General features: G+C 65.4%; 22 protein-coding genes. 9 read left to right on the forward strand and 13 right to left on the reverse strand.

Annotated elements, in window-relative coordinates; translation table 11 throughout:
- Positions 1–77: 77 nt before the first annotated feature.
- The 7 genes from G3I74_RS13215 to hppD all read right to left on the reverse strand — a co-directional run bounded on the left by G3I74_RS13215 (position 78) and on the right by hppD (position 5,642).
- On the reverse strand, positions 78–296 hold the full coding sequence (locus G3I74_RS13215) for an HP1242/YdcH family protein (protein WP_164212069.1): 219 nt from the start codon (positions 294–296) through the stop codon (positions 78–80).
- An 88-nt stretch (positions 297–384) separates the two neighbouring features.
- Positions 385–1,368, reverse strand: coding sequence for an OmpA family protein (locus tag G3I74_RS13220; protein WP_164212070.1), 984 nt, complete (start codon positions 1,366–1,368; stop codon positions 385–387).
- Positions 1,365–1,742: a DUF4398 domain-containing protein gene (locus G3I74_RS13225; protein WP_164212071.1), complete on the reverse strand. Its 378-nt coding sequence runs from the start codon at positions 1,740–1,742 to the stop codon at positions 1,365–1,367. The genes G3I74_RS13220 and G3I74_RS13225 overlap by 4 nt, the downstream gene beginning before the upstream one ends.
- Before the next feature lie 51 nt (positions 1,743–1,793).
- Positions 1,794–2,453 (reverse strand): maleylacetoacetate isomerase, encoded by a 660-nt coding sequence (gene maiA, locus G3I74_RS13230; RefSeq protein WP_164212072.1) that lies wholly within the window; start codon positions 2,451–2,453, stop codon positions 1,794–1,796.
- A 13-nt stretch (positions 2,454–2,466) separates the two neighbouring features.
- Positions 2,467–3,453, reverse strand: coding sequence for a fumarylacetoacetate hydrolase family protein (locus tag G3I74_RS13235; RefSeq protein ID WP_164212073.1), 987 nt, complete (start codon positions 3,451–3,453; stop codon positions 2,467–2,469).
- A gap of 10 nt (positions 3,454–3,463) precedes the next feature.
- On the reverse strand, positions 3,464–4,585 hold the full coding sequence (locus G3I74_RS13240) for a homogentisate 1,2-dioxygenase (RefSeq protein WP_164212074.1): 1,122 nt from the start codon (positions 4,583–4,585) through the stop codon (positions 3,464–3,466).
- Between the two features lie 10 nt (positions 4,586–4,595).
- Entirely contained in the window at positions 4,596–5,642 is a 1,047-nt protein-coding gene (gene hppD, locus G3I74_RS13245; RefSeq protein ID WP_164212075.1) for a 4-hydroxyphenylpyruvate dioxygenase, read from the reverse strand.
- 84 nt (positions 5,643–5,726) lie between these two features.
- On the opposite strand from hppD, the gene G3I74_RS13250 reads away from it, so the two are divergent.
- Genes G3I74_RS13250 through G3I74_RS13260 form a run of 3 tightly spaced genes read left to right on the forward strand, consistent with a single transcriptional unit; the run spans position 5,727 to position 8,070 of the window.
- Complete coding sequence (locus G3I74_RS13250) at positions 5,727–6,173, forward strand: MarR family winged helix-turn-helix transcriptional regulator (RefSeq protein WP_164212076.1); 447 nt, start codon at positions 5,727–5,729, stop codon at positions 6,171–6,173.
- Positions 6,170–6,892, forward strand: coding sequence for a pseudouridine synthase (locus tag G3I74_RS13255; protein ID WP_164212077.1), 723 nt, complete (start codon positions 6,170–6,172; stop codon positions 6,890–6,892). Before G3I74_RS13250 ends, G3I74_RS13255 begins: the two co-directional genes overlap by 4 nt.
- Positions 6,893–6,936: 44 nt before the next feature.
- Entirely contained in the window at positions 6,937–8,070 is a 1,134-nt protein-coding gene (locus tag G3I74_RS13260) for a M14 family metallopeptidase (protein ID WP_164212078.1), read from the forward strand.
- Between the two features lie 9 nt (positions 8,071–8,079).
- On the opposite strand, the gene G3I74_RS13265 is transcribed toward G3I74_RS13260, so the two are convergent.
- From G3I74_RS13265 to G3I74_RS13275, 3 genes are all read right to left on the reverse strand, one after another.
- Complete coding sequence (locus G3I74_RS13265; protein ID WP_164212079.1) at positions 8,080–9,021, reverse strand: diguanylate cyclase family protein; 942 nt, start codon at positions 9,019–9,021, stop codon at positions 8,080–8,082.
- 93 nt (positions 9,022–9,114) lie between these two features.
- Entirely contained in the window at positions 9,115–9,777 is a 663-nt protein-coding gene (locus G3I74_RS13270; protein WP_164212080.1) for a response regulator transcription factor, read from the reverse strand.
- A 13-nt stretch (positions 9,778–9,790) separates the two neighbouring features.
- Complete coding sequence (locus G3I74_RS13275; protein ID WP_164212081.1) at positions 9,791–10,573, reverse strand: 3-hydroxybutyrate dehydrogenase; 783 nt, start codon at positions 10,571–10,573, stop codon at positions 9,791–9,793.
- Positions 10,574–10,711: 138 nt separating this feature from the next.
- On the opposite strand from G3I74_RS13275, the gene G3I74_RS13280 reads away from it, so the two are divergent.
- The 4 genes from G3I74_RS13280 (at position 10,712) to G3I74_RS13295 (ending at position 14,427) form a co-directional block, all read left to right on the forward strand.
- A complete protein-coding gene (locus tag G3I74_RS13280) occupies positions 10,712–12,496 on the forward strand; it encodes a 3-hydroxybutyrate oligomer hydrolase family protein (protein ID WP_164212082.1) in 1,785 nt (594 codons plus the stop codon).
- Between the two features lie 47 nt (positions 12,497–12,543).
- Positions 12,544–13,473, forward strand: coding sequence for a YihY/virulence factor BrkB family protein (locus G3I74_RS13285; protein ID WP_338063111.1), 930 nt, complete (start codon positions 12,544–12,546; stop codon positions 13,471–13,473).
- A gap of 114 nt (positions 13,474–13,587) precedes the next feature.
- Entirely contained in the window at positions 13,588–13,983 is a 396-nt protein-coding gene (locus G3I74_RS13290; protein WP_164212084.1) for a hypothetical protein, read from the forward strand.
- Positions 13,984–14,025: 42 nt separating this feature from the next.
- On the forward strand, positions 14,026–14,427 hold the full coding sequence (locus G3I74_RS13295; protein ID WP_164212085.1) for a hypothetical protein: 402 nt from the start codon (positions 14,026–14,028) through the stop codon (positions 14,425–14,427).
- Between the two features lie 3 nt (positions 14,428–14,430).
- On the opposite strand, the gene G3I74_RS13300 is transcribed toward G3I74_RS13295, so the two are convergent.
- The 3 genes from G3I74_RS13300 to G3I74_RS13310 are packed head-to-tail and all read right to left on the reverse strand — an operon-like array spanning position 14,431 to position 19,033.
- Positions 14,431–15,819 carry an MATE family efflux transporter gene (locus G3I74_RS13300; RefSeq protein ID WP_164212086.1) on the reverse strand — a complete coding sequence of 463 codons (1,389 nt, stop codon included), beginning with the start codon at positions 15,817–15,819 and terminating at the stop codon, positions 14,431–14,433.
- Between the two features lie 20 nt (positions 15,820–15,839).
- Positions 15,840–18,299 (reverse strand): FtsX-like permease family protein, encoded by a 2,460-nt coding sequence (locus G3I74_RS16235; protein ID WP_164212087.1) that lies wholly within the window; start codon positions 18,297–18,299, stop codon positions 15,840–15,842.
- On the reverse strand, positions 18,296–19,033 hold the full coding sequence (locus tag G3I74_RS13310) for an ABC transporter ATP-binding protein (protein ID WP_164212088.1): 738 nt from the start codon (positions 19,031–19,033) through the stop codon (positions 18,296–18,298). Before G3I74_RS13310 ends, G3I74_RS16235 begins: the two co-directional genes overlap by 4 nt.
- On the opposite strand from G3I74_RS13310, the gene G3I74_RS13315 reads away from it, so the two are divergent.
- Complete coding sequence (locus G3I74_RS13315; protein WP_338063112.1) at positions 19,026–19,676, forward strand: arylesterase; 651 nt, start codon at positions 19,026–19,028, stop codon at positions 19,674–19,676. The two genes, G3I74_RS13310 and G3I74_RS13315, sit on opposite strands and share 8 nt — an antisense overlap.
- A 38-nt stretch (positions 19,677–19,714) precedes the next feature.
- Complete coding sequence (locus tag G3I74_RS13320) at positions 19,715–21,310, forward strand: electron transfer flavoprotein-ubiquinone oxidoreductase (protein ID WP_164212089.1); 1,596 nt, start codon at positions 19,715–19,717, stop codon at positions 21,308–21,310.
- Positions 21,311–21,315: the final 5 nt, after the last annotated feature.

Below are 21,315 nucleotides of genomic sequence, written 5' to 3' on the forward strand. Positions count from 1 at the left end.
ATGGCATTGCTCAGGGCGCGAAAGCGGCCGTCCGCGCTGCAGACGGGACGGCCACGATCAAACAGGTGGGTGGGTCATCAGGCCGCGTCGGCCTGGTCCATGATTCGCGTCAGTTGGTCCTTGGTTTTGAGCTTTTCGCGCTTGAGCTGGTTGAGCGCCAGGTCTTCCATCGGGGCCGTGCCGTTTTCGGCCGCCATGACGCGTTTTTCCAGCTGCTGGTGATGGTTGTAGAGCCGCCGGAACTCTTCGTCTTTCTTGAGCAGGTTTTCCAGGTCTTGCTGACGGTTTTCGAACATGGATAGAACTCCTCTGGTCTTGATCCTCGGTTGTAGCGCAAGGCGCTTTTTACTGCAGGTGAATGATTTCCATGACTGATCTCGTGCATCAATCGTTGAGCAGGATCACGTCCACCCGCCGGTTTTGACTGCGGCCGTCTTCGTTTTCGTTGCTGGCGATCGGGAACTCCTCGCCCATGCCGACCGCCTGTACCCGGTCGGCCGCGATGCCCATGCCCACCAGGGCGTCGCGGACCGCGTCGGCCCGCTCCTGGGAAATACGCATATTGACGGTTGCCGGACCGCTGCTGTCGGTGTGCCCCTCGATGCGAATGCGTCGTTCGGGCTCGGTTTGCAGCAGGTCGACGACGTCTTCGAGGTTTCCTTTGGCGCCCGCCTGGAGCTCGGTCTGACCGAGCTCGAACAGCACGTCGCCCAAGGTGACGACCACCCCACGGTCGGTTTCGCGCAGTTCCATCAGTTCCAAACGGCGGCGCAGAGATTCTGCCGCCTCGGAGGCCAGCTGTGCCTCGCGGTGGGCCAGTTCGATTTCGCTGGCCTGGGCGTCGGCCAGACGCCGCGCGGCCTCGGCTTCCTCGCGGGCTTGTTGCTCGCGTCGGGCGGCTTGATCGCGTTGTTCGTCAGCGGTCATGGCCGCGCGCCGGGTTCGCTCGATTTCTTCACTGGTGGCTGCGCTGAGCATTCGGGCCTGCTCGGCCTCTCGGCGCGCCTGCTCGACTTCCAGCCGGCTGGCCCGTAGCAGCAGTCGGGTCCGCTCGGCTTCCACGGCCTCGGCACCCGCCGAGGCGCGGGCACGAAAGGCTTCGGCACGGGCGATTTCGATCCGTTTTTCAGCGATTCGGATGCGGTGTGCTCTTTCCTCCTCGTCCAGACCGTCGGCCGAAGCGGCGCGCGCGGCGCGTTCGGCATCGGCCACCGCCAGCGGAACGAGTTCGGCCAGTTCGGACTCGGCCCGGAACGCGTCAAGATCGGCTCGCAGGTTGTCCAGAGCGCCGTCATCGCGGGTCTGGGGGGCGCAGGCGGCCAGCACCAGCGCGATCGTCATGATCAGGACGGCGCGGGCTTTATTCATGGTTCGATGACCTCGTCGCCGAAGGCCTCGATCAGATCGGCTTTCAGGCTCTCAAGCTCGCGCTCGTGCTGGGCCAGATCGGCCCGGGCCCGGGCTGCCCGGGTGCGGGCCAGGGCCAGTTGGGCCTCGATCTCGGCCTCGTCGGCAAGCCGGCGTGCCGGCGCAGCATTGTTGTTGTCCAGCTGAAGACGGGCCGCGTCGAGACGCTCACGGGCAAAGCGCAATTCCAGCGGCGCATACTCCTCGGCGCCGGCTTCACGGGCGATCTGGAGGGCTTGTTCGGCGTTATTGAGCAACCGCGGATCCGGCGGGGTCGTCGCGCAGGCCGCCAGCAGTGCCAGCAGTGCAGCGACGATTGGAAGGCGTCGATTCATGGGTCTTTGCGGCTCCTGGCAACGAGATCGAATCGGTTCACACGCCACAGTTTACTCCGCATCCGGCTGATTTTCTGGAGCGGCCTTGCGAACCCGTTCATCGGACGCCAGGCGCTCGGCGATCGCCAGGATCCGTTCGCAGCCCTCCAGGCTGCAGCCGAAGCGCCGCGCGTTATACACCTGTGGCAGCAGGCAGCAGTCGGCCAGGCCGGGTTGCTCGCCGAGACAAAACCTTGACGGAGCGGTTTTCTTCTGCAGCAGCGTTTCGACGGCACGGAGCCCGCTTTCGGTCCAGTGGCGGTACCAGTCCGTTGTTGCCTTCTCGTTCAGGCCCAGGCTGGTACCGAGGTAGTGCAGCACGCGAAGGTTGTTCAGCGGATGCAGGTCACAGGCAATGACCTGGGCGATCATTCTTGAACGCGCCCGGTCGACGACATTGTCAGGCAGGAGCTGTGGACCGCCAAAGCACTCGTCGAGATACTCGATGATCGCCAGGGACTGCGTCAGGACGGTCTTTCCATGGACCAGGCACGGCACCAGACCCTGCGGGTTTTTCTTCAAAAAGTCCGGCCGGTGCTGCTGGCCACCGTCGCGCACCAGGTGAATCGGATGGACGACGTAGTTCAGATCTTTCAGGTTCAGCGCGATGCGCACCCGGTAGCTGGCCGATGATCGCCAGTAGGAATACAGTTCTAGCCTGGACTCCGTCATTGCCTTGCCAGACTCAGCGTCGATATTCGATTACGGTCTGTTCGATGGCCCCGAAGATGGACGCTTGCTGGCGATTGAACATCTCGATGCGAACCACGTCGCCGAACTGCAGGAACGGGGTGCTGGGCTTGCCATGGGCGATGATTTCCAGCATCCGTTTTTCGGCCAGGCAGGAAGCGCCGCGGGCGGTGTCCTGGTTGGCGATGGTGCCGGAGCCGAGCAGGGTGCCAGCGGCCAGGGGACGGGTGTGCGCGGCATGGGCCAGCAACTCGGCAAAGGAAAACTGCATGTCTTCGCCGGCTTCCGGTTCGCCGAACAACTCGCCGTTGAGCCAGGTCTTGAGCGGCCTGTGCAGCTTGGCACCGCGCCAGTCCTGGCCCAGTTCGTCCGGGGTCACGACCACCGGGGCGAGCGCCGAGCGCGGCTTGGACTGCAGAAAGCCGAATCCCTTGGCCAGTTCTCCCGGGATCAGCTTGCGCAGCGAGACATCGTTGATCAGGGTCAGCAACTGAATGTGGTCGGCGCATTCAGCGGCGCTGGCACCCATGGGAATATCGTCGGTGATGACGCCGATTTCGGACTCGAAATCGATGCCGAAGTCGGTCGATGCCATGGCGATGTCGTCGCAGGGTCCGAGCAGGCCATCGGAGACGGCCTGGTACATCAGCGGGTCGGTCTGGAAGCTTTCCGGGACTTCGGCGCCGCGGGCCCGCCGGACGCGCTCGACGTGCGGCAGGTAGGCCGAGCCGTCGACGAACTGGTAGCAGCGCGGCAGCGGCGCGGCCAGGCTGGCCAGGTCGAGATCGAAAATGTCCTCGACGGTGCCGGCGTTGAGCTCGTCGTAGAGCGCGTTCAGGCGCGGCGCCAGGTGGTCCCACTGATCGAGCGCGGCCTGGAGGGTGGGCGCGATGCCGTCGGCCCGAACGGCATGGGTCAGCTCGCGGCTGACCACGATGAGCGTGCCGTCGCGGCCGCCTTGTTTCAGGGTGGCAAGTTTCATGCGCTGAGTTTCATCCTTTCCAGCTGTCGACGTAGCCGGTCCATTCGATGGCCTCGGCCGCGCCGGTCACGTCCAGCGCATCGCGGGTGTCGATCATCACCGCGACCTCCTCGGTGGCTTTGGCCTTCGCTTGAAAGGCGTGCTTGAGTGCCTTCGGATGCGGGCCGTGGGTGAAGCCGCAGGGGTGCAGCGTCATCATCCCGGGGTGGATGTTGTCGCGCGAGAAGAAGTTGCCGGCGTGGTAGAAGATCAGCTCGTCGTAGTCGTCGTTGTTGTGGAAAAACGGCACCTTGAGCGCGCCGGGATCGGACTCGAACGGGCGCGGCACGAAAGTGCAGATCACGAAGCGGTTGGCGACAAAAGTGCTGTGGGCCGAGGGCGGCAGATGGTAGCGATGGCTCATCAGCGGACGGATATCGCGCCAGTTGATGCGCACCGGCGCCAGGTCGCCTTTCCAGCCGACCGCATCGAGCGGGTTGAACGGGTAGGTGATGGTCGATAAGCGGTTGCGGCGCTTGACCACCACTTTCCATTCGTCCTCGCCTTGCTGGGCCCGGAAAGCGTCGTTGATGGCCGGGGTGTCGAGCATGGCCGGATCGAAGATGGCATGCGGCCCGACCAGGCCCTTGTCGGGCAGCATGTAGCTCGAGCCGGTGGCCTCAATGAGCAAGAGCCTGACCGGCGCGTCGGACGCGATCCGCCACATCGTCCCGCGCGGCAGGACGATGTAGTCGCCGTCGCGGAAGCGCAAATGGCCGTAGTCGCAGTACAGATCGCCGGCGCCGTCGTGCACGAACAGCAGCTCGTCGCCGTCGGAGTTGCGCGCCAGTGCATCCATGCGGCCGCTGCAGGTCCAGCTGCGGATGCGGGTGCTGGCGTTGTGCATCAGCTCGCTGGCGTCCCAGGGCGATGGGCTTTCGGTCTCGATTTTTGTGGTGTCGAAGGCGCGCGGATGCAGCGGGCCTTCGAAATCGCTCCAGCCGGTGGGCGGGTGGCGGTGGTACATGTGCGAGGCCGGGCCGAAAAAGCCTTCCTTGCCCAGTTCGCGTTCGTAGGTGTCTTCGGGCAGGTCACAGTGGGCCTGACGGCTGGCCTTGCCTTCGACCTTGGGGTGATTGATCCATTTTTTCATGTCAACAAGCCTACAGCACGCCGCGTTCACGCTGGTCACGTTCGATGGCCTCGAACAGGGCCTGGAAGTTGCCTTCGCCGAAGCCCTCGTTGCCCTTGCGCTGGATGATCTCGAAAAAGATCGGCCCGATGTTGGTCTGGGTGAAAATCTGCAGCAGCTGCTTGTCGGGCTGCTGCCGGTCGGCGTCGATCAGGATGCGGTTGGCGCGCATCCGCTCGACGTCCTCGCCGTGGTCGGGGATGCGCTGGTCGATGACGTCGAAATAGGCGTCCGGGGTGTTGAGAAAATCGATCCCATTGGCGCGCAGTTTCTCGACTGAGGCATAGATGTCGTCGGAGTAGAGCGCGATGTGCTGCACGCCCTCGCCGCGGTACTGGTCCAGGTATTCGTTGATCTGGCTCTTGGGGTCTTCGGACTCGTTGATCGGAATCGAGATGCGGCCGTTGGGCGCGGTCATGGCCTGCGAGCGCAGCCCGGTCTGGGCACCCTTGATGTCGAAGTACTTGACCTCGTAGAAGCCAAACAGCTTCTCGTAGAAACCGGCCCAGTGGCGCATGCGGCCGTTGTGCACGTTGTGGGTCAGGTGGTCGATGAAGTTCAGACCCGCGCCGGTGGGGTTGGGGTCGACGTCCGGGTCGAACTCGAACTCGCGCTCCAGGTCCTCAAGGCCCGAGCTGAGGTAGAGCAGGCTGCCGCCGATGCCGCGGATGCAGGGCAGATCCAGCGCCGGCTGCCCGGCCTGCGGGTCGATGGCCTCGGCGCCACGCTCGAGCAAGGTGCGCCGGGCCTGGTCGGCATCGCTCACGCGCAGGGCGAATCCGGTGCAGGACGGCCCGTGTTCGGCGACGAAGCGGCTGGCGAAGGAGTCGGGCATTTCGTTGACCAGAAACTGAATTCCGCCCTGGCGGTAGAGCGTGACCGGACGCTCGCGGTGGCGGGCGACGGCGACAAAGCCCAGGGCAGTGAAGAGGTCGTGCAGAAGGGCAGGGTCGGGTGCAGCGAATTCGATGAACTCGAACTGATCCACACCCAGCGGATCGGGATGATGTGTGGCCATGGGACTCTCCTTGCAGGCAAACTGTTGGTAACGCCAATCGATATTAGTTACATTTGAAACTATTTTCAACCGCGCTGCAATCCCATGACCGCTCCCCCGCTCAAGCTCGAAGAATTTCTGCCCTACCGGCTGTCGGTGCTCTCCAACCAGGTCAGCCAGGGCATTGCCCGAACCTATTCGGAAAGGTTCGGGCTGTCGGTGACCGAATGGCGGGTGATCGCGATTCTCGGCCGTTTTCCGGCCATCCCGGCCAGCCAGATCGTCGAGCGATCGGCCATGGACAAGGTCGCCATCAGCCGGGCGGTGCGCCGCCTGCTTGAGGCCGGACTGGTCCTGCGCCAGTCCGACCACAGCGACCGGCGGGCCAAGCCGCTGAGCCTCAGCGACGAAGGTCAGGCGGTTCACGCCGCCATTGCCCCGGCCGCGCTGGACTACGAGCAAAAACTGCTGGCGGCGCTGACGCCTGATGAGCGGCGCATGCTGAATACCCTGCTGGACAAGCTGGATGCGGTCAGCCGCGCCGAGCCATGAGTCCAGCGGCCGAAGCGGCGACCGATAACGCGCTGCCCATTCTGTTTCGCGACCGCTGGCTGTGCGCGATCGACAAGCCCTGCGGACTGATGGTTCACAAAACCGTCCGCAGCGATGATCGCGTTTTTGCCCTGCAGAGTCTGCGTGATCAGCTTGGTCAGCGGGTCTGGCCGCTGCACCGGCTCGATCGGGCCACCTCCGGTGTTTTGCTGTTTGCCCTTGACGCCGAGACGGCGGCCGTCGTCGGCCATCAGATCATGAGCCGCAGCGTCGCCAAGCGCTACCTGGCGGTGGTCCGAGGCTTCACCGAGCTCTCCGGCCGCATCGACCATCCCCTGTCAACGGGCGACCAGCGTCTCCCCCAGGCCGCGGTGACCTGCTATCGGCGACTGGCCACCATGGAACTGCCCGAGCCGGTCGGGCGCTATCCCGTTGCCCGCTACTCGCTGGTCGAGATTCAGCCCGAGACCGGTCGGACCCACCAGATCCGGCGCCATTTAAAGCACCTGTTTCATCCTCTGGTTGGGGACACTACCTATGGAGAGGGTCGCCACAACCGATTGTTCCGGCAACGTTTTGGCTGTCATCGGCTGCTGCTGCACGCCGTCGAGTTGGGCCTGCTGCACCCCCGGACGCAGCAGCGGCTGGAAATCCGTGCTCCGACCCGCGGCAGCTTTCGGCGTATCGAGGAGGCCTTTCTGCGCCATTCGCTGCAATAATGGATCACGCATCTTTTCGAACACCCGACAGACAGGAGACCAGCATGGCCTTGAGTATCCACAGCCGCTTCGACGGCGGCAACATCGAAGTTGTCTCGGCCGACAGCGCCGACGCGATTGTGCTCAAGATTCGGCCGGATGCCGGAGACGAGCATTTGCAGTGGTTCTATTTTCAGCTCTGCGACGCGGCCGGCCAGTCCTGTCGGATGACCATCGAGAACGCGGGCGAGGTGTCCTATCCGGCCGGTTTCGAAAATTACCGGGCGGTTTGCTCCAGTGACCGCATCCAGTGGCGCCGGGTACCGACCCGGTTCGACGGCAAGCGATTGATCATCGAGGATACGCCCGATGTTGACGTCGTCGAGTACGCCTACTTTGCCCCCTACAGCCTGGATCGCCATCGCCAGCTCATCGCCGATGCGCTGGACTCGTCGCTGGTGCGCGCCGAAAGCCTGTGCACGACGCCCGACGGCCATGCCCACACGTTGCTCACGATCGGCCAGCCCGACAGCGGCCGCCAGTGCCTGTGGATCACGGCCCGCCAGCACCCCGGTGAAACCATGGCCGAGTGGTGGGTGGAAGGCTTTCTCGATCGCCTGCTCGACGAGGAGGATCCGGTCGCCCGGCGCCTGCTCGAGCAGGCCGTGGTGTATCTGGTGCCCAACATGTGCATTGACGGGTCGGTGCGTGGTCACCTGCGATGCAACGCCCACGGCCGCAACCTCAACCGCGAGTGGCGTGAGCCATCGGCCGAGTTCTCGCCGGAGGTTTATTACGTCATCGAGCGCATGCGACAGACCGGGGTCGATTTCTCGCTTGACGTGCATGGTGACGAAGAGCTGCCCTACAACTTCATCGCCGGGTCCGAAGGCATCGCGAGCTGGAACGCTTCGCGCCAGATCGAGCTCGATAATTTCAAGGATCTGCTGGCCACGATCAGTCCTGATTTCCAGACCCGGCATGGATACGCGGTCGGTGAGCCCGGTAGCGCTGATTTGCGCAAGTGCACCGACTGGGTGGGCGAGACCTTCGGCTGCCTGGCCATGACCCTGGAAATGCCGTTCAAGGATTCCGACATCACGCCGTTGCCGGCGACGGCCTGGAGTCCGGAACGCAGTCGGCACATGGGTCGCGCCTGCATCGATGCAATTGCGCAGTGGCTGGAAGGACGCGCCTGAGCGCAAGCCTTAAGGTCGGGCGGTATCTCGCTCGGTCCGGCGGTCTGCCGCCAGGTCCAGGTAGCTGCCGATCGCCACGCTGATGACCATAAACTGCAGCGTCGGCGCTTGTTCTCGCAGGCCCGTCGCGCTTGTCGCGATGGCCAGCAGCAAAGTGAATCCAAATACGCCCAGCAGGGTGACCAGCGGGGACTCGTTCCGGGCGATCCATAACTGGACCGGCAGGCAGGCCAACAACAACAGCACCAGGACAAAAGGCGCGGCGAACACCACGGCGATAGCGAGGATCGTCAGGGTCAACGCCGCCAGGCCGAGCAGTTTAAGGGCGGCACCGGGCCACAGGGCGTGCCAGGGTCTGGGGCCTAGGAGCGGCTCCAGGCGTTTGCGCGGAGTCACCTCCAGCGCCTCAGCCAGCTGCGTCAGCAGCACGGCGAACAGCGGTGCAACGGTCACCAGCCCGGCGTAATCACCGATCCACCAGGTGGGGATCAGCGCCGGCAATTCACGGAACTCGGTCATGCCGGTTGCCGCCAGCGACAGGCCGCCAAGCGCCGAGGAAAGTCCGGTGGCCAGCATGCCGCCCATCAGGAACAGGGTCACATTGCCCCGGTACGCGCCCGGTGACAGGACGTCGTCACGGGACCGCAGCACCAGCGCGACGGCGGCGTAGGCCAGGGTATGCGTGATCGCGAACGCCAGGCCGGCCAGCAGCAGTTCAGGCCAGGCCAGTCCGCGCTGATAAATCTGGTCGGCGAGGAGGGTCACGACCAGGCAGCCCAGCCACAGCACGGGCAGGGCACGCAGCCCGAGCACCATCACTGCGGCGAAAGTGACGGCAGCCGGCGGGAACCAGAGGCTGGCGTTCGGCGCGTATTCGAGCAGTGCGGCTGCTCCGAAGGCAACCAGCCACGATCCGAAGATCAGCAGCTGCAACGGTGCTTTTGTCCCCATCCGATGAATCGATTCCTGGAGTGCAGGCCGTCCCCAGCTGCGCGGCGCAAGGCTAAACGAGGGATGGTTGGACGTCAATGGCTTGCCCCATTGCTACACCCGGCTGGCGGGGTCGACCAGCTCCAGGCGCCGGAAAGCAATACCGGCCTGGGTCCGGTTGCGAACGTCGAGCTTGTGAAAGATCTCGCTCATGTGCGCCTTGACGGTACGCTCCTGTATGTCGAGCTCGTCGGCGATCTGCTTGTTCAGCCGGCCGTCGGCGACCATCTCGAGCACCCGAAACTGTTGGGGAGTCAATGACGCCATGCGGCGGGCCAGCCGGCGGTCGCCCTGGTCATCGGTCATGCCAGCAACGGTCCGGGCCAGGTGGTGCGGCACATACTCGCGGCAGTCGAGCACCACGTTCAGGGCATGCGTCAGTTCGTCCAGGCCGGAGCTTTTGGGGATGAATCCGGCCGCGCCGTGGTCCAGCGCACGCCGGATGACCTGTGGGTCCTCGTTGGCCGAGACCACGACCACGGCAACCGATGGATATCGGCAGCGGATCGAGGCCAGACCGGTCAAGCCGTGGTTGCCGGGCATGTGCAGATCGAGCAGAACCAGGTCGAGGTCTTCCTGCTGTTCCAGGCAGGCAAAGGTTTCGGGCAGGTCGCGCGCCTGGAGGATCTCTGCATCGGCCAGGCAGCTGCGCAGGGCCTGGACCAGGGCGCTGCGAAACAGCGGATGGTCGTCGGCGATCAGAACGCGGGTGGACATGGTGGGCTCGGGGTCATTGCACGGTCCAGCCGCCATCAACGACGATGGCCTGTCCGGTGATGTTGCGCGCTGCCGGCGCAATCAGGAAAGCGGCGATGCCGGCCAGTTCCTCAAAGCTGATGAAAACGCCCTTGGGCATGGGCTTGAGCATGATCCGGTCGACGACTTCATCTTCGGAAATACCGTGCGCGCGCGCCTGATCGGCAATCTGACGGTCCACCAGAGGCGTTCGGACATACGTCGGGCAGATGGTGTTGATGGTGATATCGCTGTCGGCCGTCTCCAGCGCCAGCACCCGGGAAAATCCGATCAGGCCGTGCTTGGCCGAAACATAGGCGCTTTTGTAGGCGCTGGCGACCAGCGAATGAATGGAGCCGACGTTGATGACGCGCCCGAAGTCCTGCTGGCGCATGCCCGGCAGCAGCGCGCGCGTCAGGCGGGCGACGCCGATGAGCATCACCTGGACCAGTTGCTCCCATTTCTCCATGGGAAAGGATTCCAGTGCCTCTACGTGCTGTAGCCCGGCGTTGTTGATCAGCACCTCGACCGGCTGATCGAGACGCCGGACCAGTTCATCGACGGATGAGTCGCAGGTGACGTCCAGGCTCATTGCCGTGGCAAGACCGCCGGACTCATTGATGCGTTCGGCGACGGTGCGCGCCGCATCCAGGTCAAGATCGGTGACCAGCAGATGATGGCCCTGAGCGGCCAGTTCATTAGCGATCCCGGCGCCGATGCCGCTGCCGGCGCCGGTGATCAGGATGCGTCGAGGATTGGAATGCTGGGGCAGTGTCATGGGCTGGACCGGCTGTTCAGGAGCTTGCAAGACTAGCAGGGCTCAAGGCCTGGCGGGCCTGTACCAAAGTCCATTGTCGGGCCGGGGGAGTCTGATAGGCTCCGGCTGACTGTTCAAAAACAATTCGGATGGAAAAGAATGCAGAGCCATAGAAACAGGCGCTGGGCGCTGGTCGGCTGGCTGTTGACCGCCGCGTTAGGGCCGGCTGCGGCTGAATCGTTCGATGATTACGAGGTGCTTGCCGCCGAGCGCGTGGCGCAGGCGGCCGAGTCCGATCTGCTCAGCGCCGGCTTAGGCCTTTCCGGCCTGCAGGCAAGCCCGCCGGGCTTTGCCGATGCGCGCGCGCCCACCGCGGGCGAGCTTCGCCGCCTGGCCATCCACAACGCCTGGAATGCGCTGGCGATTCTCGGCCCCTCCGGCGGCGTGGGCGAAGAGGCCGTGCTGGCCGAACTGCCGCAGATCGGCGGGCGCGAGATCTCGGCCTTGTTGCGCCTGCCAGGCGCGTCGCAGCCGTTTCGCGTCCTGGTCCAGATCCCGGCCCGGGCGGCGCGGGATCCGGCCTGCCTGCTGGTGGCGCCGGCGTCGGGTTCGCGCGGCGTCTACGGCGCCATCCAGCTGGCCGGGCCCGGCGGCCTGATGCGCGGCTGCGCCGTGGCCTATACCGACAAGGGTGCCGGCACCGATTTCCAGACCTTCGATGACGGCCGGGCGACCGACCTGGCGGGGACTCGGGTCGCAATCGACGATGCAGACCTGCCGTTCAAGCTCAGCGCCGAGGAGGTGCCCGACGCGGCCAGCGTGGCGATCAAGCACCTCCACTCCGGCGATCATCCCGAGGCTGACTGGGGCCGGCACGTGCTCGCCGCCGCGCACTTCGGGCGCGAGCAGCTGCGCCAGCAACTGGGCGACCAGACAGCGGTGCGGATTGTTGCCGTGGGCCTGTCCAACGGCGGCGGGGCCGCCCTGCGCGCGGCCGAGCGTGATACGGCCGGCTTGCTCGACGGCGTGGTGGCGGTGATGCCCAACATCACCCCACCGGGCCAGCCGCCGCTCTACGACTACGCCACGCTGGCCGCCCTCTATCAGCCCTGCACGCTGGCCGACGCCGAGCGCACCCAGACCCTGCCGCTGGGCAATCCGCTGCTGGCGATGGCCGGCCAGCAGCGCTGCAACAGTCTGGCCGCCGCGGGACTGCTGGAGGAGGCGAGCGCCGCGGCCGCCACCGAGGTGCTGGTCAAAGCCGGCTTCGATGAGGGCGCGCTGCGCCTGGCGGCCTCCAGCGTGGCACTGGACCTGTGGCGGGTCGTTGCCAGCGGCTACGCCTCGGCCTACCTGCGGCGCGGTCCCGGTGACATGCCCTGCGGCTACGCCTTGAGCGCCGCCGAGGCCGGACTGCAGCAGCGCGCGGCCTGGTGGGCCACCCATTCCGGGGTCGGTCCCGGCGGCGGGATCAGCCTCGACGACGGTCTGGCCCAGGGCGAGGACGAGACGCTGCCCGGCCTGCAGTGCCTGCGCGCGCTGTGGACGGGCGAGGGTCCGAACAGCGTCGCGCTGCGTCGGGCGGTGGAGGCGACCCGCGCCAGCGCTCGTCTGCCGTCGATACCGGTGCTGATCGTGCACGGGCGCGAGGACGGTCTGATTCCGGCCTCCTTGTCCAGCCGGCCGTACGTGGCCGCCGCCCGCGAGCGTGGCGCCGAGACCCTCGCCTACTGGGAGGTCGAGCGCGCCCAGCACTTCGACGCCTTGCTCAACGTGCCCGGCGTGGCCGATCAGCTGGTCCCGATTCTGCCCTACGGCTGGCTGGCGATCGAGCAGGTGCTGGCCGGCCTGGCGGGCCACAGCGAGCTGGGCGGTGACCGCCGCTTCGCGCCGCAGCCGGGCGCGGCGGTCATGACGCGTCGGTCGATGGGTCTGACCGACTGAGCGCTTGCCGCCTCGGGCGGATGGGGCGATGGGGCATACTGCCCGCTGTGAAAAGCCGAATCGATAACGCCCTGGTCCAGCCGGCGCGCCGCTGGGCCGGCATCTTTCGGGCCGCAGCGGCCAACTGGCTGGAGAGTCAGGCCTTTATTTACGCCGCGGCGCTGGCCTTTTTTACCGTTTTCTCGATGGCACCGGTGGTGATCATGGTGGTCGCGATCGCCGGTATTTTCTTGGGCGAAATGGCGGCCCGGGGCCAGATCTTCGACCAGCTCAGCGAGGCGCTCGGGCCCGAGGCGGCCGAAGTCGTTCAAACCGCGGTCGTCAACTCGCAGATCGATCAAAGCGGGCTGTTGCCCACCTTGATGGGCCTGGTGGCCACGGTGGTCGGCGCGACCACGGTTTTTGCGCAAATGCAGCAGTCGCTCAACCAGATCTGGGACGTGGCGCCGAAACCGTCTCGCAGCAGCATCTGGCAGTTCGTTCGCGCCCGGGTGCTGTCGCTGACCATCGTGCTGGCGCTGGGCTTTGTGCTGCTGGTATCGCTGCTGCTCAGCATCGTGCTGCGAACGGTCATGGAGTTTGCCGACCAGTGGCTGCCGGTGCCCGGCTGGGCGATGGTCAGCCTGGAGCTTGCGCTGTCTCTGACCGTGGTCAGCGGGTTGTTTGCCGCCATGTTCAAAATTCTGCCCGACGTGATCTTGTCGTGGCGCGACGTGCTCGCGGGCGCGTTCATCACCGCCGTGCTGTTTACCCTGGGCCGCTCGCTGATCGCGATCTATCTGGCCCACGGCGCGACGTCCTCGGCCTATGGTGCGGCCGGTTCGCTGGTCCTGCTGTTGCTGTGGGTCAATTATTCCTCGCTGATCCTGCTGTTTGGCGCTGCCCTTACCCGGGCGCACTGCGAAGCCCGGGGCGTTTCCTTGCGCCCGGCTGCCACGGCCGTTCGCGTCCGGCGGCAGTTGCTCGAATCAAAGTGATGGCGTGCTCGCGCCGTCACTTTCAGCTGCATTTTGTGCTGCAGTCGGCTTTGGGGTTGGAAGATATCGAGGCAGTGCTATATGATGGGGCCAGGTACTGTCGGAAGGACAAAGATGCCGATTAACAAGGATCGCCGGGTCGATGTCGCCATGAGTGAGGAAACCCTCGCCAGGGCGGAGGAGATGTGCAGTGGTCTTTCACTCTCGGTAACCATTGAAAAGCGGGGACAGAGCCTGGTGGTACCGGCCATGCTGGACGATCTGCAGTCCATGGATCAGCAGGCGGAGTCGGTCGAGGTGGTCTTGACGCCGGACCATCCCTGGCCCACCGTGCTCACGCGCCACCCGCTGCCCGATCGGGCGCAGGTTCTCCTGGTATACCGGCGGCCCGACGGTGGCACTCACAAGGTCCTGGGTCGTCTCGAGGCGTCCCGACCTGGACTCCGCGACGAAGACCCGGCCGACCTGTTCGTAACCACTCTCAACGTCGAGCGCGAAATCGATGACTGAGCGTCGAGTCGGCCCTTGACCGGGGCAGGAGGCGAAACGCCGATGAAAAAAGACGACGATGCCCTGAAGCCGACCGATCTGCTCAGCGCAGCGACGCTGCGCAAGGCCGATGAGTTGTGCAGTTCGCTGTCGAGCGGTCTGAGTATCGACAAGCGCGGCGAGGCTGCTTTCTACCGCGGCGCGTTCGTTGATCTGGACTCGCTTGCGCACCGAGAGTATCAAGTGACTGTGGCCGACATCGGCGGTCAGCCCTGGTTGACCGTGATCAGTGACGACCAGATTCCGGCAACCGGCAACGGTCTGCTGGTGTTCAATGTGGCACCGGGAGACCATCGACGCTACATCGGACGCATTCAGGCCGGACGGCAAGGTTGGCGCGAATCCGACCAGGCGCAACGTTTCTTCGCCATTTTCGACATTCTCCAGGACGTGCGTCGCGGCTGAGGATCAGCCCACCGGTCGCTGCCTGGCCTCCGATGCCTGAAGGCCTCCGGCGCGGCGAAAAACCCGCGTTACCGTCAAAAACAGCCAGGTGGCGCAGATCAGCTCGATCACCATGGAGCCGTAGTAGACGCCGCGCACCCCGACGATCGGTGGCAGCAGCAGCATGACCGGGACGTAAAAAAGCAGCTGCCGAGAAACCGATACGATGGTCGCCTTGCCCGGCTGCTCGATTGCCGGCAGCAGCGCCAGGGCGGTGAAGACCAGCGGCAGCAACGGCAGCGGCAGGATCAGGATACGAAACAGCCCGAGATCATGGTCGCTGAACTGCGCGCCTGGCAGCATCAGCGACAGCGTCTGGCCGGGAAACATCGCCATGAGCGCCCAGATCGGCACGATCAGCGCAGCACCGGCTTGAACGAAAGTCCAGAAGCAGGTTCTCACCCGCTCCCACTGACCGGCCCCGTAATTGAATCCGGCCACCGGCTGAAAGGCCCGCATGATTCCAAACAGGGGCGTGAGCATGAAGATCATGATCCGCCACGCCGCCCCGTAAAAAGCGATATCGGCTTCGCTGCCGACCCGGCTGAGGACGTTGAACACGACGATGGCCTGGACCACGCCCATGCTGCTCATGATCATTGCCGGTGTGCCCAGGCGGAGGATGCGCCGGGTCAGCGCCGGCGGCAGCCCGAGGTAGTAAGGATCCACCGGGTAACTGGCCCGGCCGCGGGCATAGCGGCGCCAGACCAGCCAGGCGCCGACCGCGTTGCCGATGTTGGTCGCCCAGGCTGCGCCGGCCACGCCCAGGTCGAAGACCACGATCAGCAGCGGGGTCAGCACCATATTGACCATGAGCCCCAGCCCCATGTAGAGCGCGGCCAGCTTCATTCGGCCCTCGCCCCGCAGGAGCATGTTCAGGGCCATGCCGGCCAGTGCGCCGATGCTGCCGATGGCGGAGGCGCGCAGATAGTCGGCGGCGATCGGCACCAGCGCGTCGCGCGCACCCATTGCGCGCACCAGGGGCTCTGTCAACAGGCCGCCGACCAGCCCGTACACCAGCGCCAGCGCGGCGGTGATCGTCAGCGCGGTGCCGGGCAGGCGCCGCAGGGTGTCCTGGTCGCCTTTGCCGATGGCAATGGACAGCGCCACGCCGCCGCCGATGCCGGCCAGCGAGCCCAGGCCCAGCGTGATCTGGGTCAGCGGGTAGGCCATGACCGCGCCTGCCAGGGCCTGTTGACCGAGCAGCCGGCCGATGTAGATCGCGTCGAGCATGGCGTTGAGGCCGAACAGGGTGATCGCGACCACAGCCGGCCAGCTCATCTGCCAGGCCACGCGCCAGGGATGGCCGTTGAGAATCAGATCCGCCTGGGGATCGTCGCGCAGAATCGCCATGCCGGAACGGCGCGCCGGCGTCAGGCGCCGGTGCGGAGGATGCGCACCGGCGGCGTGGCGAGCACGGAGCGGTTGCCGATCCAGCCGCTGCCCACGACCAGCACCGCGGCCCCCAGGAATCCGAGCGCGAACAGCAGGGGTGAGGGTCGATAGGCAAATTCGAACATTTCCCTGGCGAGCAGCCAGCCGGTCAAGGCCGAACCCGCGGTTGCCAGCAGTGCGGCAATCACGGCCATCACCCCGTACTCGATCAGCAGCCCTCGCCGGACCATGGCATTATCGGCGCCCAGCGTCCGGATCAGGGCGGATTCCTGGCGACGCTCATCCCGGGTGGACTCCAGGGCAGCCAGCAGAACCACCAGGCCGGCCAGCAAGGTGAACGCAAAGACCACCTGGGCGGCGCGGCTGACCTGATCGATGATCTCGCCCACCCGCTCGATGATGGCGCCAACGTCGATGATGGACAGGTTGGGGAATTCGCGCGTCACGGTGCGCAGATCGGCCTGCCCTGGAGTGGCCAGATAGAAGCTGGCGATGTACTGGTACGGCAGGGTCTCGGCAGCTTCCGGGGTAAGCAGAATGAAGAAGTTGACGTTGAAGGAGTTCCAGTCGACCTCGCGGATACTGGTCACGGTGGCGCTGAAGCGACTGGCGCCGGACTCGAAGGTGAGCTCGTCACCAAGATCGACGCCGAGGTTCTCGGCCCACATCTGCGCCAGCGAGACTTCGCCGCGGGCCTGGGGTGAAAAAAACGCGCCGGCGACGATTTCATTGGCCGGCGGCAGCGCGTCGATCCAGGAGACGTTGACTTGTCCGGCCATGCGGTGATCCGGCGGACGTTCGCCGTTGATGGCGACCAGGTTAGCGTTGGCCATCGGGCCCAGCTGGAGGTTCTGCGCGCCCTGATCGACCAATGCCTGTCGGACATTATCGACCTGATCGGGCTGGATGTTGATGATGAAGTGATCGGGCGTGTCCGGCGGCAGGCTGCCTCGCCACTGTTCCATCAACTCGGCCCTGACCACAACCAGCAAGAGCAGGGCCATCAGACCCAGGCCCAGCGCCGTGACCTGGACGATGCCGCCACCGCGCCGCCGCTGCAGACCGGCGAGGCCAAAGCGCCACGAGGCGCGCGCCCGCCGCGCCAGCAGGCCCGAGCCCAGCATCGCCAGCCAGCCGGCCAGGGCCAGGCTGGCCGCCAGCGCGGCGCTGCCTCCCAGCACGATCGCGGCCAGCCGGGCATCACCCAGCTGAACAACCGGGATTGTCAGGGCGCCAGCGACCGGGATCAGCCACAACAGCCCCGCCAGTCCCGGCCTTGTGTCCAGCGAGCGGTTGAGAATCCGCATCGTCGGCACCTTGCGCAGGCTGAGCAATGGCGGCAAGGCGAACCCGGCGGCCAGCAGCAAGGTGAACAAGCCGCTGCTCAGCACCGGCCAAAGCCGGGCCGCGGGCAGGGCGGTTTCGGGGCCTTCGGCAAGAATCTCGGCGATCAGTCCCTGCGCGGCCCAGCCCAGCGCGCCGCCGATGGCGACCGACGCCAGCAACAGGTAAAGCAGGAGCAGACTCAACGCCTTCATGATCTCGCCCGCACTGGCGCCGAAGGTCTTGAGCAGGGCCACCAGGTCACGCTGAGCAGCTGAAAAGCGAAGCGCCGCCAATAAGATGGCGACTGCGGCGAGGATGACCGCGGTCAGCGCGGCTATCCCGAGGAAGCGCCGGGCCTGGGTCAGGGCCAGGCCGGTGCGGTCCTCGGCGTCGGCTACGGTGATCAGGCGCTGGCGCTCCTCGCGTTCCTCGGCAAACCATTGCCGGTACCGGGCCAGGGCGCGCTCCTCGCCGGCCAGCAGCAGCCGGTAGCGGGCCCGAGAGCCCGGCCCCAGCAGCTCGCTGGCGAGCAGGTCATCGATATGCATCATCAAGCGCGGGGCAAAGCTGAAGCCGCCGCCGGCGCGGTCTGGCTCATAGGTCAGGATGCCCCTCAGCGGTACGGTCAGTGAACCGATTTCTGCCACCTCGCCGACGGCTGCCGTCAGCGCACGCTGAGCGCGCGGGTCCATCCAGGCGCTGCCGGGTTGGGGCCCACGGGACCGCGGTTTGTCGTCGTCCCCGGCTGATGCAGCCACGCGCAGCTGCCCGCGCAGGGGGTATGTCGTGCTGACGGCCTTGACGTCGACCAGCTGGCTGTCCTCGCCGACGAACAGGGCGGTGCTGACGCTGATCACCTCGGCCGTCTCCAGCCCCAGCTCGCGCGCCTGCTCGAAAAAACGCGGTGGGATCCGCTCGCGGCCGGCAACCACGAGGTCTGCGGCCAGCGCTTCACCGGCCTGGCGCTCCAGTGCTCGCCCCACCCGGTCGGTAAAGCTGCCCACGGCCACCAGCGCCGCCGTTGCCACGATCAGACCCGAGGCCAGAATAAGCAGCGCGCCGGATCGGCCCTGACGGAGCAGGAGCCGCGCCGAAAGGGCAAAGGCATTCACTTGACCTGGCCGCCCTCGACCAGCTGCAGGCGCCGATTGGCGGACGGGTTCGCAGCATGCACCAGCCGGCCGTCCTCGATTTCCTCGACCCGCGCGCAGCGGCTGGCGAGCGTCAGGTCATGGGTCACCAGCACCAAAGCGGTACCGTGATCCCGGTTGATGCCAAACAAGAGGTCGGCAATGGCCTGGCCGGTCTGGCGGTCCAGGTTGCCGGTCGGCTCATCGGCAAACAAGATGTCCGGATCGCTGGCGAAAGCGCGGGCGATGGCGACTCTTTGCTGTTCACCGCCCGACATCTGCCGCGGATAATGGTCCAGGCGGTGCTGGAGTCCGACCTGCTCAAGCGCGTTGAGAGCCTGCTTCTTTGCCGGCTCCATGCCCGCAATTTCCAGCGCCAGCATCACGTTCTCCAGCGCGGTCAGGCTGGGCAGCAGGTGAAACGACTGAAACACGAATCCGACTTTTCGGCGACGCAGCCGTGCGCGCGCATTTTCATCGAGGAAATTGAGTTTTTCTCCGGTCAGCCAGACTTCGCCGCCGGTGGGCGTCTCCAGGCCGGCCAGCAGGCCCAGCAGGGTGGTCTTTCCGGAACCCGAGGCGCCGACGATGGCCAGCGTTTCCCCGGTCTTCAGGTCAAGGCTGATATCTTTGAGTATGTCGAGCTGGCCGCCCGGCGCCTGAACCGAAAAGCTGACCTTGCGGCACACCAGAATGGATGAACTTGAAGTGCTCATAAACTTTCGCAATGCCCTGTTTGCTGGCCTGATGTTGATTTTAGGCGCCGGGCCCTCGGCGCTGGCCGAGGACGCCGATCGGGTGTTGATTATCGGCGATAGTCTGTCAGATGCTTACCAGATGCCGCGTGAATCGGGCTGGGCTCACCTTCTGGCCCGCCGCCTGGGTGCGCGATACGAGGTCGTCAACGCCAGTATTTCCGGTGAGACCAGCGCCGGCGGACTGAGCCGTCTGGAGCAATTGCTGAACAATCATGACCCGGACCGGCTACTGATCATTCTCGGCGGCAACGATGGGCTACGGGCACTCAACCCTTCGCAGCTGCAGGCCAACCTCGACGCAATGATCCGGCAGGCGAAGCAATACGGGGTAGACGTCGCGCTGATGCAGATTCGCTTGCCGGCCAACCTGGGACCGGCTTACCTTCGGCGCTTCGAGGCCGTCTATCCTACGCTGGCCGACCGGCACGACGTGGTCTTGCTGCCGTTTTTTCTCGAAAGCCTGTTCGACCGCCCCGGTATGATGATGGACGATGGCATCCATCCCACCGAGTCGGCGCAACCGCTGATGCTCGAACAGGTCTGGCCGGCGCTGCAGGGTTGGCTGGATGTCGACTCACCGTCTGGTGCCGGATTGAACTAAAGTGGCCGGACAGATTTTCCTCACTGCATAGGGGCTGTATGACTGAACGCGAGATCATGGAGTACGACGTGGTCGTGGTCGGTGCCGGGCCGTCCGGGCTGGCCTGCGCAATGCGACTGAAACAGCTCAACGCTGACTTAAGCGTTTGCGTGATCGAGAAGGCCTCGGAAATCGGTGCACACGTTCTGTCCGGTGCGGTGATCGAGCCCGAACCGCTGGATGAGCTGGTCCCTGGCTGGCGGGAAGAGCCACCGCCGATCTGCGTTTCGGCCAAGCGCGACGAGTTTCTTTTGTTGTCCAGGACGGGGAAGCGCAAGCTGCCCACCCCGCCGCAGCAAAACAACCACGGCAACTTCATCGTCTCGCTGGGCGCGACCTGCGCCTGGCTCGCACCGAAGGCCGAAGCGCTCGGAGTGGACCTGTTTCCGGGTTTCGCCGCGGCCGACCTGGCCTACGATGACGGTGACGCCGTTTGTGGCGTGATCATTGGCGACATGGGCGTCGACCGCGAAGGCGGCGAAAAAGAAGGCTACGTGCAGGGCATCGAGATTCGCGCGGCGGTGACGGTGCTGGGCGAAGGCTGCCGCGGTCATCTGAGCAAGCGCGCCATCAAGAAATATGGCCTGGATCGCGATAGCGACCCGCAGACCTATGCCATCGGCATGAAAGAGCTGTGGCAGCTGCCGGCCGGACGCGTCGAGCCCGGCCTGATCCAGCACAGCGTTGGCTGGCCGCTGCCCAAACAGGTCTACGGCGGCAGTTTCGTCTACCACCTCGACAAGGATCGGGTCGCCGTCGGCTTCGTCTGCGCCCTGGACTACCAGGACCCGAAGTTCACCCCTTTCGAGGCCTTTCAGCAGTTCAAGCACCACCCGTCCGTGCACGCGCTGCTCGAAGGCGGCGAGATTCTCTCGGCCGGCGCCCGCGCCCTGGTCGAGGGCGGATACCAGTCGCTGCCGCGCGTGGAAATGCCGGGTGCCCTGTTGATCGGCGATGCCGCCGGGCTGTTGAACGTGCCGAAAATCAAGGGTACCCACCAGGCCCTGCGCTCCGGCATGATGGCCGCCGAACACCTGGCCGAAAAGCTCAGCAGCGAGGGTTTCGATGCCCGCCTTCGGGACTCCGCCGTCGTCGCCGAGCTCAAGAAAGTCCGCAATATCCGACCCGGCTTCCAGAAAGGGCTGTGGCGCGGCATGACCACCGCCGCGATCGAAACCGCCACCGCCGGCAAGCTTCCCCGCACGCTGAGCAACCACGCCGATCATGCCCAGTACCGTAAGCTCGACCAGGAAGGCTTCGAGTACGACTGGGTCGAGCGCGACCTGGCGCCGCGCGATCGTCTGGCCTCGGTCTATTTCGCCTCGACCGAGCACGACGAAGACCAGCCGGTGCACCTGAAAATTATTGACCCCGACGTGTGCTTCTCGCGCTGCGAGACCGAGTTTGGCAACCCGTGTACGCGGTTCTGCCCGGCCAACGTCTACGAGAAAGTCGAAGACGAAAACGGCAAGCGCATTCAGATCAACGCCGCCAACTGCGTGCACTGCAAGACCTGTGACATCGCCGATCCCTACCAGGTGATCAATTGGGTCACCCCGGAGGGCGGCTCCGGACCCAACTACTCCAACCTGTGAACCGG

It is taken from the genome of Wenzhouxiangella limi (assembly GCF_010499265.1).
Taxonomy (GTDB): domain Bacteria; phylum Pseudomonadota; class Gammaproteobacteria; order Xanthomonadales; family Wenzhouxiangellaceae; genus Wenzhouxiangella; species Wenzhouxiangella limi.

Bases quoted from the DNA above. Each gene is read 5' to 3' on its own strand.
- G3I74_RS13215 (WP_164212069.1), bottom strand. From the start codon at position 296: ATGTTCGAAAACCGTCAGCAAGACCTGGAAAACCTGCTCAAGAAAGAC.
- G3I74_RS13220 (WP_164212070.1), bottom strand. From the start codon at position 1,368: ATGAATAAAGCCCGCGCCGTCCTGATCATGACGATCGCGCTGGTGCTG.
- G3I74_RS13225 (WP_164212071.1), bottom strand. From the start codon at position 1,742: ATGAATCGACGCCTTCCAATCGTCGCTGCACTGCTGGCACTGCTGGCG.
- maiA (WP_164212072.1), bottom strand. From the start codon at position 2,453: ATGACGGAGTCCAGGCTAGAACTGTATTCCTACTGGCGATCATCGGCC.
- G3I74_RS13235 (WP_164212073.1), bottom strand. From the start codon at position 3,453: ATGAAACTTGCCACCCTGAAACAAGGCGGCCGCGACGGCACGCTCATC.
- G3I74_RS13240 (WP_164212074.1), bottom strand. From the start codon at position 4,585: ATGAAAAAATGGATCAATCACCCCAAGGTCGAAGGCAAGGCCAGCCGT.
- hppD (WP_164212075.1), bottom strand. From the start codon at position 5,642: ATGGCCACACATCATCCCGATCCGCTGGGTGTGGATCAGTTCGAGTTC.
- G3I74_RS13250 (WP_164212076.1), top strand. From the start codon at position 5,727: ATGACCGCTCCCCCGCTCAAGCTCGAAGAATTTCTGCCCTACCGGCTG.
- G3I74_RS13255 (WP_164212077.1), top strand. From the start codon at position 6,170: ATGAGTCCAGCGGCCGAAGCGGCGACCGATAACGCGCTGCCCATTCTG.
- G3I74_RS13260 (WP_164212078.1), top strand. From the start codon at position 6,937: ATGGCCTTGAGTATCCACAGCCGCTTCGACGGCGGCAACATCGAAGTT.
- G3I74_RS13265 (WP_164212079.1), bottom strand. From the start codon at position 9,021: ATGGGGACAAAAGCACCGTTGCAGCTGCTGATCTTCGGATCGTGGCTG.
- G3I74_RS13270 (WP_164212080.1), bottom strand. From the start codon at position 9,777: ATGTCCACCCGCGTTCTGATCGCCGACGACCATCCGCTGTTTCGCAGC.
- G3I74_RS13275 (WP_164212081.1), bottom strand. From the start codon at position 10,573: ATGACACTGCCCCAGCATTCCAATCCTCGACGCATCCTGATCACCGGC.
- G3I74_RS13280 (WP_164212082.1), top strand. From the start codon at position 10,712: ATGCAGAGCCATAGAAACAGGCGCTGGGCGCTGGTCGGCTGGCTGTTG.
- G3I74_RS13290 (WP_164212084.1), top strand. From the start codon at position 13,588: ATGCCGATTAACAAGGATCGCCGGGTCGATGTCGCCATGAGTGAGGAA.
- G3I74_RS13295 (WP_164212085.1), top strand. From the start codon at position 14,026: ATGAAAAAAGACGACGATGCCCTGAAGCCGACCGATCTGCTCAGCGCA.
- G3I74_RS13300 (WP_164212086.1), bottom strand. From the start codon at position 15,819: ATGGCGATTCTGCGCGACGATCCCCAGGCGGATCTGATTCTCAACGGC.
- G3I74_RS13310 (WP_164212088.1), bottom strand. From the start codon at position 19,033: ATGAGCACTTCAAGTTCATCCATTCTGGTGTGCCGCAAGGTCAGCTTT.
- G3I74_RS13320 (WP_164212089.1), top strand. From the start codon at position 19,715: ATGACTGAACGCGAGATCATGGAGTACGACGTGGTCGTGGTCGGTGCC.